An 11,669-nucleotide genomic window follows, 5' to 3' on the forward strand; every position below is an offset into this window, starting at 1 on the left:
GGCTCAGCCCTCCCCGAGCTGGTGCAGGAGGGTCTCGGTCTGGGGGCGGCGTTCCGGCGCCTCGGGGTCGGCCTCCGGCGGTGGCGGGCCGTCGCCGCCCTCGATCCCCCCGCCGTGGCCGGCCCGGGCAGCCTGGAGGGCCCAGAACACGGCCTCGGGCGTGGCCGGGCTGGGCAGCTCCACGACGGTGCCCTCGGGCCCGAAGGCGGCGCAGGCCTGCCGCAGCGCCTCCCGCACCGAGATCGCCAGCATGAGCGGTGGCTCCCCGACCGCCTTGGACCCGTAGACGGCTCCCTCCTCGTGGGCGTGCTCCAGCAGGGCGACGTGCACCACGGGCGGCAGCTCGGCGATGCTCGGGAGCTTGTAGGTGCTGGCCGACGCCGTCGCCAGCCGTCCCCGGTGCTCGCCGTCGCCGGTGTCCCAGCGCAGGTCCTCCAGGGTCAGCCAGCCGGCGCCCTGGGCGAAGGCACCCTCGATCTGGCCAAGGTCGACGAGCGGCGACAGGCTGTCCCCGACGTCGTGGACGATGTCCACCCGCCGGGTGCGGTAGGCACCGGTGAAGCCGTCGACCTCCACCTCGGTGGCGGCCACGCCGTGGGCGAAGTACTTGAACGGGGAGCCCTGCATGACGGTCGAGCTCCAGTGCAGTCCTTCGGTCCGGTAGAACCCGGCCGCGGACAGGTGGGTGCGTGCGACGTAGGCGGCGGCGACGACCTCGGCCCAGGGGACGGTCGTGCCGGTGCCGAGCCCAGAGACCACGCCGTCGCGGAAACGCACGTCGGCGGCCGGCACCCCGAGCCGCTGGGCCGCGACCTGGGCGAGCCGGTCCCGGATCTGCTCGCAGGCGTCCTTGACGGCGGCCCCGTTGAGGTCGGAGCCGGAGGACGCCGCCGTCGCGGAGGTGTTGGGCACCTTGTCCGTGCGCGTCGGGGCGATCCGCACGGTGTCCGGCGCAACCCCCAGGGCGGTGGCCGCGACCTGCAGCATCTTGGTGTGCAGCCCCTGCCCCATCTCGGTGCCGCCGTGGTTGACCAGGACCGAGCCGTCCGCGTAGACGTGAACCAGCGCCCCTGCCTGGTTGAAGGCGGTGAGGTTGAAGGAGATGCCGAACTTCACCGGGGTGATCGCGACCGCGCGCTGGCGGTGCTCGTGGGTGGCGTTGAACTGCGCGATCTCGGCCCGTCGCCGGTCCAGCCCGGCCGTGCGCGTCACCTGGTCCCAGGCACGGTGGAGCCGTCCGGCCTGGGTGATCTCCTGCCCGTAGGGCGTGGTCTGACCGTCCTGGTAGAAGTTGCGGCGACGCAGCTCGTGGGGCTCCAGGCCCAGCAGCGGGGCGCACCGGCCAAGGATGTCCTCGACGACGAGCATGCCCTGCGGCCCGCCGAAGCCCCGGAACGCGGTCTGGGAGGTCTTGTGGGTGCGCGCGATGCGCCCGGTGACCCGCACGTCGGGGATCCAGTAGGCGTTGTCGACGTGGCACAGGGCCCGGGTCAGCACCGGCTGGGACAGGTCCAGGCTCCAGCCGCCGTCGGAGGTCAGGGTCGCCTCGAGCGCCTGCAGGCGGCCCTCGTCGTCGAGGCCGACCCGCCACCGGGCGTGGAACCCGTGCCGCTTGCCCGTCATCGTCAGGTCCTGGGACCGGGTGAGCCGCACCCGGACCGGGCGCCCGGTGCGGATCGCGCCAAGGGCGGCGACGGCGGCATACCCGTGCGGCTGCATCTCCTTGCCCCCGAAGCCCCCGCCCATGCGCAGGCACTGCACGGTGACCTCGTGCCGGGGCCGACCCAGCACCCGGGCCACGACCGCCTGCGTCTCGCTGGGGTGCTGCGTGCTGCTCTGGACCAGGACGGTGCCGTCGTCCTCGACCGTCGCGAGGGCGGCGTGCGTCTCGAGGTAGAAGTGCTCCTGGCCGGCCATCTCCAGCTCGCCGTCGAGGACGTGCGCCGACCGGGCCAGGCCGGCCTCGACGTCCCCGCGACGGAGCGTGGGCTGGGCCCCCTGGAAGCTGCCGGCGGCGATGGCCTCGGGGAGGGTGAGGATCGCGGGGAGCGGCTCGTAGTCCACCCGGACGGCCGCGGCACCCCGACGCGCCGCCTCGAGGGAGTCGGCGAGCACCCAGCACACGGCCTGCCCGTGGAAGCACACCTCCGTGGGGAACAAGGGCTCGTCGTCGCTGTCGCCGCTGTCCCCCACGCCCGGCACGTCCTCGCCCGTGAGCACGTGCACCACGCCGGGCACGTCCCGGGCGGCGCGGGTGTCGAGGCGGGACAGCAGGGCGTGGGCGTGGGGCGCCTGGACCGGCCAGGCGTGCAGCACGTCCTTGGTGCGCGGGACCAGGTCGTCGGTGAAGCACGCGCGTCCGGTGACGTGCAGGGCCGCGGACTCGTGGCGCAGGCTCCGTCCGACGACCGCGCCGGCGGGCCGTTTCGACAGCGAGCTCACGACGGCTCCTCCCCGGCGGCCGGGTGCTCGGCGTGTAGCCTGAGCAGGGACTGCTCGAGCATGGCGCTGCGGTAGCGGGCGCTGGCCCGGTGGTCGCTCAGGGGCGTCCCCTCGGTCGCGAGCACCGCGGCGGCCTCGGCCGCCGTCCGCCGCGTCCACGGCATACCCTCCAGCGTCGACTCGGTGCGCCGGGCCCGCAGCGGGGTGGCCCCCACCCCGCCCAGCCCGATCCTCGCCCGCACGACGGTGCCGTCGGTCACGTCGAGCGCGTACGCGACCGCGACGCTGGAGATGTCGTCGACGCGGCGTTTGGCGACCTTGTGGAAGGCGGCCGTACCGGCCAGTGGCACAGGGATGTGGATCTCGCGGATCAGCTCGCCGGGGCGGCGGACGCTGCTGCGGTAGCCGGTGAAGTAGTCGGCCAGCGGCACGACCCGCTCGCCGTCGGGGCCGGCGAGCACGATCGAGGCCTCGAGGGCAAGGAGCACCGGCGCCGCGTCGCCGATCGGCGAGGCGGTGCCCAGGTTGCCCCCCAGCGTCGCCGTGTTGCGCACGAGGCGGGAGGCGAACAGCGGGAAAAGCTGGGCCAGCAGCGGGACCCGTCCCGCGAGCCCGCGCTCGACCTCGGTCAGGCTCAACGCCGCGCCGATCCGGATGCTGCCGTCGTCCACCTGCAGGTGGCGCAGCTCGGGCACCCGGTCGACCGCGACGAGCAGCGCAGGTCGCGAGCCCCTGAGGCTGACGTCGACACCGACGTCGGTCGACCCGGCCAGGAGCACGGCGTCGGGGTGGTCGGCGAGCAGCCGGACCGTCTCCGTCAGGTCCGTGGGGCGCACGAGCTCGGCGCCGTCGGCCCGGACCCGGGTATGCCGCGGGTCGGGCGGCGGGCGTCGGCGGCGCTCGGCGAGGGGGTCGGTTCCCGTGGGATCACCGAGCGCGTAGGCGGCGTCGCGGATCGGCCGGTAGCCGGTGCAGCGGCACAGGTTGCCCGAGAGGGCGTGGAGGTCGAAGCCGTTCGGGCCGTGCTCGTGGTCGTCGTCGAGCTCGTGCCGGGGCGCCCGTGTGGTGCGGTCGGGCCGGTAGAACTCAGCGGCCATCGCGCAGACGAAGCCGGGGGTGCAGTAGCCGCACTGGGTGCCGCCGCGGTCCGCCAGCTCCCGCTGCACCGGGTGGAGGCGGTCCGGGGAGCCCAGCCCCTCGGCGGTGACGACCTCCTGGCCGTCCAGGGCAGCGACGGGCACCAGGCAGGAGTTGACCGCGACCCACTCGGTGGTGGTGGCGTCGGCCCCCGGCCGGGAGAGCAGGACCGCGCAGGCACCGCACTCCCCCTCGGCGCACCCCTCCTTCGCACCGGTGAGTCCCCGGTCGCGCAACCAGTCGAGGGTGGTGGTGTGGGGAGTGACGTCGCCCAGGGGGGTGCCCTGGCCGTTGACCGTGAGGAAGGCCGGGGCCACCGCGGTCTCCGGCCGCGACGTGCGCGTCATACCCGAGGATCCTAGCGACGGGAGGGCTCCCGACGGCCGGTCTGTCCAAGGTGGACCCGAAGGGGCGCGTCGCTCGTGCTCCGGTCGGGTCCACGACCGGAGCCTGTCAGTCGGCAGGGTCCTCCGGGCGTGGCGGACGTTGGGGTGGTCGCGGGTCCGCCGGGTGGGACAGCCCGGGCAGCACGGCCTGTCCGGACCGCAGCGCCTGCGTGGCTCCGGGGTGCTGGTCGATGAGCGCCAGACCCTTGCGGCGGTAGCGGACCAGCTGCAGCGCCCCCAGCGCCCAGAAGGGGAACTGCACGGCCATCGCGATGCGGAAGTCGCCCAGCGTGTAGGTCGCGGGGCCGCCCGGGGCGAGGTGGTCCAGAACCAGCCCGATGAGCCCGATCGTCAGCAGGGACGCGGTGAAGCCACCGATGTTGATCATCCCGGTGGCCCGGCCGTAGCGCTCCGAAGGGTGGAACGTGCGGGCGAGGTCGAAGCTGACCATCGACCCTGGCCCGCCGACGGCCGTGACCATCACCATGACGACCAGCAGCCACAGCGGCGCCGGGCCGGGCCACAGCAGCACCACCGCCCAGATCGCGGCGATGGCCGTGACCAGGGCCAGCACCAGGGTGGAGCGGTGGTAGGGAACCCGGCTCGTCAGCATCCCGACCAGGGGGCCGGCCACCATGGCGGTCACCGTCATGAGGATGAGCAACCCGCTGGCCAGCGTCGGCTCCAGACCCTGGGCGACGAGGAACGGGTAGCCCCACAGCATGGTGAAGACCGTGGGCCCGAACTGCGACGAGAAGTGGACCCAGAGCCCGAGCCGGGTCCCGGGGTTGCCCCAGACCTCGGCCATGGTGCTGGCGAGGGCACGCATCTTGATGCGTTCGACCACCTCGCCGGTGTAGGGAGAGTCCCGGACGACGAGGATCAGCACGACGCCCAGCACGACGCCCGCCCCCGCGGCGAGCCCGTAGGACCAGCTCCAGCCGAACCGGGCCAGTGCCGCCGCCAGCGGGGTGGCCGCGGCCACGGCCCCGAGCTGGCCGATCATGCCGGTCAGCTGCGTGATCATCGGGGCCTGCTTGACGTGGAACCACAGGGCGATCAGCCGCAGCAGACTGGTGAAGACCATGGCGTCCCCGCAGCCCAGCATGACGCGGGCCGCGACCCCGGCCTCGAAGGTGCCGGCGAAGGCGAACCAGAACTGGCCCACGGTCATCAGCGTCAGGCCGACGAGCATCAGCCGCTTCGAGCCGTAGCGGTCCAGGAGCACGCCGACCGGGATCTGCATCGCCGCGTAGACCGCCAGCTGCAGCACCGTGAACGTGGACAGCTGGGCGGCGGTGATGTCGAAACGCTCCGCGGCGATGATCCCCGCCACGGACAACGAGGTCCGGTGGAAGACCGCCAGCGTGTAGACGGCCAGACCCACGACCCAGATGGTCCAGGCGCGGCGTCGCCCGATGTTGTGCACCTGCCGCCGGAGCTCAGTACCCATCCGTGCCGCCCATACCTGCCCTTCCCGGCCCGGGCTCTCCCGCAGCTCGCCGTCGCGGCTGCCGGGGGTATGGGGTCCGTCTCGGAGGCGCCCGACGATCACCGCGTCGCCGCAGCTCAGCGGCCTGTCATGTGTCCGGAGCGGGGCTTGACCCACCTGGGGCGGCCCTCTGGACACCAATAGCGGAGCATAACCGCGGGTCAGAGAGGCAGGCAATACACACCCATCGCGGCGGCGCGCCCGGGTGCCCCGCGACTCGGAGCGACGACACGCCATGACGGGCGAGAGTCTCTCGATCCCCCGCCCGCCCCCAGTGACCCGTCGCTCCATGGCATGACCTCACGACCCATGAGGTACATAAATTCGGAGCGCGCAGGTGCGTGACATCGCGACTCCGCCGATGAGCGGTCGTCCGTTCGACGGCCGCTTCGCGGCGTCATTCCGCCCGAGTGGACGCTGGCACGTCTGGGGCCGGTAAGCCCATCAAACGCCGTCCAGCCGGGCAGGTCAGCGATCAGCCACGTTGGCCTTCGGCGAGGACGGCGTCGTTGGCGGTCGGGTCGGGGCGCGCGAAGGTAACGTCAGCCAGGTCCGCGGGGGGGGCACGGCATCCCCGAACCTGACGTCGCCGAAGACGTGAGGTCGGCGACGCCCCTACGCTGGCCGACCCCACAGTGATGACTCTCCCTCGGAGGGGCTCAACAAGGGTGATCGAGATCGAGTATGCGGCTTCCGTCACCTGGGTCGAGGTGGCGGGCCCGAGGGTCGTTGCTCTATGGCTACCCCCGGGGTGTCCTGACGCGCCCTTGACGATGGCTGACAGCTTCCTTGTTGAGCGCGTTGTCGGTCTCGGTCTTGAGCACCAGGCGGGGCACTGCCCGGGGCGTGCCTGTGGCGTCGACGGCCACGAAGGTGAGGAAGGCACGGGCGATCTGACGTTCCTCACCAGGAGTGTTCCAGCGCTCGGCGACCACGGTGGTGAGCACCTCGAGCGAGGTGCGACCGACTGCCGCCACGATGGCGGTGACGGTGAGCAAGTCCCCCACCTGGGCTGGAGCCAGGAAGTTCAGGCGTTCGACCGAAGCGGTCACGGCGGGACCGCCACAGTGGCGGGCGGCCGAGGCAGCAGCTGCGTCGTCGATCAGCTTGAGCACCGCTCCACCATGGACGGAGCCGTAGAGGTTGGTGTCCGCGCCGCTCATGATGTGGGCCAGCCTGATGCGGCTGTCGGCGGGTGCCTTGTCCCCCAACCGGTCGCTGTCGATGGCGGTGCGACCGGCTGCCCCGGGGTCCACGACGGTCCGCTCGGCCCACATGTTGCCCTCCGTCGCGCCGCCCTGGCTCTCGGTGCCGCTCATCAGAAGTCCCAGTCCTCGTCCTCGGTGTTGACCGCCTTGCCCATCACGTAGGAGGAGCCCGAGCCGGAGAAGAAGTCGTGGTTCTCGTCGGCGTTGGGCGACAGGGCGGCCAGGATGTTCGGTGAGACGGCGATCGCCTCCTTGGGGAAGAGCGACTCGTACCCCAGGTTCATCAACGCCTTGTTCGCGTTGTAGCGCAGGAACATCTTGACGTCCTCGGTCAGGCCGAGCGGGTCGTAGAGGTCCTCTGTGTAGGACTCCTCGTTGTCGTAGAGCTCGTAGAGCAGGCTGAACGTGTACTCCTTGAGCTCCTCGCGCCGCGCCTGGTCGACCTGCTTGAGCCCCTGCTGGAACTTGTAGCCGATGTAGTAGCCGTGCACCGCCTCATCCCGGATGATGAGCCGGATCAGGTCGGCGGTGTTGGTCAGCTTGGCGCGGCTGGACCAGTACATCGGGGCGTAGAAGCCGGAGTAGAACAGGAACGACTCCAGCATCGTCGAGGCGACCTTGCGCTTGAGCGGGTCGTCGCCGTAGTAGAAGTCGAGGATGATCTGCGCCTTGCGCTGCAGGAACTCGTTCTCCTCGCTCCACCGGAAGGCGTCGTCGATCTCAGCTGTGGAGATCAACGTGGAGAAGATCGAGCTGTAGCTCTTGGCGTGCACCGACTCCATGAAGGCGATGTTGGTGTAGACCGCCTCCTCGTGCGGGGTCAGCGCGTCCGGGATGAGCAACACCGCGCCGACGGTCCCCTGGATCGTGTCCAGCATGGTCAGGCCGGCAAACACCCGGGTTGTCATCACCTGCTCGTGCGGCTTCAGGGTCCGCCAGGAGGGGACGTCGTTGGACAGCGGCACCTTCTCCGGGAGCCAGAAGTTGCTGGTCAGCCGGTCCCAGACCTGAGAGTCGACCTCGTCCTCGATACGGTTCCAGTTGATCGCCTGGACGCCGCGCAGCAGGGTGAGCTTGTTCGTCATCGTTGTCGTCCGTTCGGTATGTCGTGTGCCGGCCCGGTCACAGCGCGCAGCTGACGCAGCCCTCGACCTCAGTGCCGGCCAGGGCCAGCTGCCGCAGCCTGATGTAGTACAGCGTCTTGATGCCCTTGCGCCATGCGTAGATCTGCGCCTTGTTAATGTCGCGGGTGGTTGCCGTGTCCGGGAAGAACAGGGTCAGCGACAGGCCCTGATCCACGTGCTTGGTCGCCTCGGCGTAGGTGTCGATGATCGCCTCGGGGCCGATCTCGTAGGCGTCCCGGTAGTACTCCAGGTTGTCGTTGGTCATGTAGGGCGCCGGGTAGTAGACGCGCCCGATCTTGCCCTCCTTGCGGATCTCGACCTTGGCCACGATCGGGTGGATCGAGCTCGTCGAGTGGTTGATGTAGCTGATCGACCCGGTCGGGGGGACGGCCTGCAGGTTCTGGTTGTACATCCCGTGCTCGGCCACCTCGGCGGCCAGTGCCTGCCAGTCCTGGGGGGTGGGCAGGTCGATCCCGGCCTGGGCGAAGATCTGTGCCACCTTCTCGGTCCGGGGTGCCCAACGGCCCTCGATGTACTTCTCGAAGAACGTGCCGTCGGCGTAGGCGCTGCGCTCGAACCCCTCGAACCGCACCCCTCGCTCGCGCGCCAGCCGGCAGGAGGCGGCGATGGCGTGGAAGGTCACCGTGTAGAAGTACATGTTGGTGAAGTCCAGGCCCTCGTCCGTGCCGTAGTGGATGGACTCACGGGCGAGGTAGCCGTGCAGGTTCATCTGGCCCAGGCCAATCGCGTGGCTGAGCTGGTTGCCCCGCTCGATGCTGGGCGCGCAGGCGATGTTCGACTGGTCGGAGACGGCGGTCAGGGCCCGCACGGCGGTGTCGATGGTGCGGCCGAAGTCGGGGGAGTCCATGGCCTTGGCGATGTTGAGCGAGCCGAGGTTGCAGGAGATGTCCTTGCCGACGGTGTCGGAGGACAGGTCCTCGTGGTAGGTCGAGGGGGTGGAGACCTGCAGGATCTCCGAGCACAGGTTGGACATGGTGACCCGCCCGTCGATCGGGTTCGCGGCGTTCACCGTGTCCTCGAACATCAGGTAGGGGTAGCCGGACTCGAACTGGATCTCGGCCAGGGTCTGGAAGAACTTGCGGGCGTTGATCTTCTTCTTGGTGATCCGCTTGTCGTCCACCATCTCGTCGTACTTCTCGGTGACCGAGATCTCGCTGAAGGCGACGCCGTAGACCCGCTCCACGTCATACGGGCTGAAGAGGTACATGTCCTCGTTGTTGCGCGCCAGCTCGAAGGTGATGTCCGGGAGGACCACGCCCAGGGACAGGGTCTTGATCCGGATCTTCTCGTCCGCGTTCTCGCGCTTGGTGTCCAGGAAGGCCAGGATGTCGGGGTGGTGGGCGTGCAGGTAAACCGCGCCGGCGCCCTGCCGGGCCCCGAGCTGGTTGGCGTAGGAGAAGGAGTCCTCCAACAGCTTCATCACCGGGATCACGCCCGAAGACTGGTTCTGGATCTTCTTGATCGGCGCGCCGGCCTCGCGGATGTTGGTGAGCGACAGGGCGACTCCCCCGCCGCGCTTGGACAGCTGCAGCGAGGAGTTGATCGCCCGCGCGATCGACTCCATGTTGTCCTCGATGCGCAGCAGGAAGCACGAGACGAGCTCGCCGCGAGCGGCCTTACCGGCGTTGAGGAAGGTCGGGGTGGCCGGCTGGAAGCGGCCGGCCATGATCTCGTCGGTCAGGTGCTCGGCCAGCGCCCGGTCGCCGCCGGCGAGGCTGAGCGCCACCATGCACACCCGGTCCTCGAACCGCTCCAGGTAGCGGTGCCCATCGAAAGTCTTGAGCGTGTATGACGTGTAGTACTTGAACGCGCCCATGAACGTGGGGAAGCGGAACCTCACCGCATACGCCCGCTTGAACAGGGACTTGACGAAGTCGAAGTCGTATTGGTCGAGGACCTCCTGCTCGTAGTAGCCCTCCTCCACCAGGTAGTCCAGCTTCTCCCGCAGCGAGTGAAAGAAGACGGTGTTCTGGTTGACGTGCTGCAGAAAGTACTGCCGTGCGGCGGCCCGGTCCGCCTCGAACTGGATCCGCCCATCCTCGTCGTAGAGGTTGAGCAGCGCGTTGAGGGCGTGGTAATCGGACTGGCCTCGCGCGACCGTCTCGGGGCCGGTGTCGGTGAGCAGGGTGTTGGTCATGTGGTGGTGAGCCTTTCGCGCACCCGCACGACGTCGTCGGGGGTGCCCAGGAGTTCGAAACGGTCCAGGTGGGGGACACAGCACTTGGCGGCCACGATGTCGCCGGCACGGCAGTAGGCCTCGCCGAAGTTGGTGTTACCCGCGGAGACCACTCCGCGGATGAGAGCCCGGTTGTCCGGGTCGTTGAGGAAGCGGATGACCTGCTTGGGCACGGCCCCGCCGGTGCTCCCACCGCCGTAGGTGGGCACGACCAGGACGTAGGGCTCGGTGACCGTCAGGGGCTCGTCCGCGCGGTGCAGGGGGATGCGCGCGGCCTCCACGCCCAGCTTCTGCACGAAGCGGTGCGTGTTCTCCGAGGCCGAGGAGAAGTAGACGACCTGCATGGCGCGCCAGCGGCGAGGCGGGTCAGGCGACGCTGGTCTGCACCGCCAGGGCCTTGATGAGGTCGGGGCGGAAGCCCGACCAGTGCTGGGCGCCGGCCATGACGACGGGGGCCTGCATGTGGCCCATCGCCATGATGGCGGTCAGCGCCTCCTCGTCCTCATCGATGCGGACGACGGTGTAGTCCAGGCCCAGCTTGTCCAGGGCGCGGTAGGTGGCCGTGCACTGCACGCAAAATTCTTTGCTGAAGACGGTGATCGGGACGCTCGACATGCTCTCTCCTCGAAGCAGGGTCGCGCGAGGGGAGCACCGATGTGCGCCCGGTCTTCCCGCGAGACCGATGGGTCGGACAAACCGGGCGGACCCGGGCGCTGGCAGGTCTTCGGACTTGAGGGCGGACGCCGAGGTGGCGTGGTCCTACTGGGCGACGCTTCCCAGCCCTGGTGGGGCCAGTGCGTAATGCCGCCGGTCGTTCCCTCATACCGCTGCGGGGCAGTCCCGGAGTCACACCGGGTTCCCTCTTGCCTCGCCACACCGACCCAACATGTGGGGGTCGTTGCGGCGAACCAGCACTAGGGACAGTAGTCACACGGGTGTAGTTCGTCAACCCGTCCGCAGCTCGGCTAGGCCGCGAGGTGGCACCCCTGGGCACTCGGAGCGGGACGGGGGCCTGTGCCGAGACCGGCTCGAACTCCGACCCGTCCGCTCGTGGAGCCCCTCCCACTCTTCCTGTGGCGTGAGGTCTTCCAGATGGGTGGTGTGAGAACCTCAATCTTGCGAAGACCTCGACACCTACCCCCGGACCGACGCGCCAGCGCCCGCTACGCCCTCACCTGCGAAGAGCCCGGATAGCCTGCTCTCTGCCTCGGAGCCTTGACATGCGTCCACCAGTCGATCAGCGTTATGGGGGTGGCCCTCGAGGCCTTCCCGATCACTAATTGCGCAGACTTGGCGCGGACCCAGCCGTGGTACGAGCGGGTGCTACGAGGAACCGTACGGTACCGGTTTCCCGCGGAGGGCAACCCTGAGTACGTGACTCTGGAGATTGGAGCAGTCCAGATCGGCCTCGGGAACGGCAGCGGGCCGGCGTTGTACGGCCAGACCCCGTTGCCCGCAACCGGGCACGCGGTCGACATCTGCGTCTACGTGCCAAACGTGGACGAGGTCACATCGGCAGCCGGTAGTGACGTCGTCGTTCCCCCCGGCCGATATGCCTTGGGGTGAGCGCGTCGCCTACCTCGCCGACCCGGAGGGCACGATGCTGCTCGTGATCCAACACGTCGACGAGGACGGCTAACGCACGCGGGAAACGTCCGGATCTAATGGGTTGTACCGATCCTC

8 protein-coding genes and 1 riboswitch are annotated in these 11,669 nt (G+C 69.8%); all 8 genes read right to left on the reverse strand.

Features of this window, described 5'->3' with window-relative positions; genetic code table 11:
* Positions 1 to 3 precede the first annotated feature (3 nt).
* The 8 genes from xdhB to nrdH all read right to left on the reverse strand — a co-directional run bounded on the left by xdhB (position 4) and on the right by nrdH (position 10,601).
* Positions 4 to 2,442: a xanthine dehydrogenase molybdopterin binding subunit gene (xdhB, locus tag FJR00_RS13285; RefSeq protein WP_141339135.1), complete on the reverse strand. Its 2,439-nt coding sequence runs from the start codon at positions 2,440 to 2,442 to the stop codon at positions 4 to 6.
* Positions 2,439 to 3,926, reverse strand: a complete 1,488-nt coding sequence (locus FJR00_RS13290) for a xanthine dehydrogenase small subunit (RefSeq protein WP_202876673.1) — start codon at positions 3,924 to 3,926, stop codon at positions 2,439 to 2,441. The genes xdhB and FJR00_RS13290 overlap by 4 nt, the downstream gene beginning before the upstream one ends.
* Positions 3,927 to 4,032: 106 nt before the next feature.
* Positions 4,033 to 5,418 (reverse strand): MFS transporter, encoded by a 1,386-nt coding sequence (locus FJR00_RS13295; protein ID WP_075958038.1) that lies wholly within the window; start codon positions 5,416 to 5,418, stop codon positions 4,033 to 4,035.
* A gap of 779 nt (positions 5,419 to 6,197) precedes the next feature.
* Positions 6,198 to 6,776 carry an acyl-CoA thioesterase gene (locus tag FJR00_RS13300; RefSeq protein WP_202876674.1) on the reverse strand — a complete coding sequence of 193 codons (579 nt, stop codon included), beginning with the start codon at positions 6,774 to 6,776 and terminating at the stop codon, positions 6,198 to 6,200.
* A complete protein-coding gene (nrdF, locus tag FJR00_RS13305; protein WP_141339136.1) occupies positions 6,776 to 7,750 on the reverse strand; it encodes a class 1b ribonucleoside-diphosphate reductase subunit beta in 975 nt (324 codons plus the stop codon). Before nrdF ends, FJR00_RS13300 begins: the two co-directional genes overlap by 1 nt.
* A gap of 37 nt (positions 7,751 to 7,787) precedes the next feature.
* Positions 7,788 to 9,947 carry a class 1b ribonucleoside-diphosphate reductase subunit alpha gene (gene nrdE / locus FJR00_RS13310; protein ID WP_141339137.1) on the reverse strand — a complete coding sequence of 720 codons (2,160 nt, stop codon included), beginning with the start codon at positions 9,945 to 9,947 and terminating at the stop codon, positions 7,788 to 7,790.
* Positions 9,944 to 10,330 carry a class Ib ribonucleoside-diphosphate reductase assembly flavoprotein NrdI gene (nrdI, locus tag FJR00_RS13315; protein ID WP_141339138.1) on the reverse strand — a complete coding sequence of 129 codons (387 nt, stop codon included), beginning with the start codon at positions 10,328 to 10,330 and terminating at the stop codon, positions 9,944 to 9,946. The genes nrdE and nrdI overlap by 4 nt, the downstream gene beginning before the upstream one ends.
* 22 nt (positions 10,331 to 10,352) lie before the next feature.
* Positions 10,353 to 10,601 (reverse strand): glutaredoxin-like protein NrdH, encoded by a 249-nt coding sequence (nrdH, locus tag FJR00_RS13320; protein ID WP_141339139.1) that lies wholly within the window; start codon positions 10,599 to 10,601, stop codon positions 10,353 to 10,355.
* 83 nt (positions 10,602 to 10,684) lie between these two features.
* A riboswitch (cobalamin riboswitch) is annotated at positions 10,685 to 10,914 on the reverse strand.
* Positions 10,915 to 11,669 lie beyond the last annotated feature (755 nt).

It is taken from the genome of Ornithinimicrobium kibberense, from assembly GCF_006519705.1.
Taxonomy (GTDB): Bacteria; Actinomycetota; Actinomycetes; order Actinomycetales; family Dermatophilaceae; genus Ornithinicoccus; species Ornithinicoccus kibberensis.

What these genes read in the sequence shown, in the direction of transcription:
- FJR00_RS13290 (WP_202876673.1), bottom strand. Translation starts at nt 3,926, where the DNA reads ATGACGCGCACGTCGCGGCCGGAGACCGCGGTGGCCCCGGCCTTCCTC.
- FJR00_RS13295 (WP_075958038.1), bottom strand. Translation starts at nt 5,418, where the DNA reads ATGGGTACTGAGCTCCGGCGGCAGGTGCACAACATCGGGCGACGCCGC.
- FJR00_RS13300 (WP_202876674.1), bottom strand. Translation starts at nt 6,776, where the DNA reads ATGAGCGGCACCGAGAGCCAGGGCGGCGCGACGGAGGGCAACATGTGG.
- nrdF (WP_141339136.1), bottom strand. Translation starts at nt 7,750, where the DNA reads ATGACGAACAAGCTCACCCTGCTGCGCGGCGTCCAGGCGATCAACTGG.
- nrdE (WP_141339137.1), bottom strand. Translation starts at nt 9,947, where the DNA reads ATGACCAACACCCTGCTCACCGACACCGGCCCCGAGACGGTCGCGCGA.
- nrdI (WP_141339138.1), bottom strand. Translation starts at nt 10,330, where the DNA reads ATGCAGGTCGTCTACTTCTCCTCGGCCTCGGAGAACACGCACCGCTTC.
- nrdH (WP_141339139.1), bottom strand. Translation starts at nt 10,601, where the DNA reads ATGTCGAGCGTCCCGATCACCGTCTTCAGCAAAGAATTTTGCGTGCAG.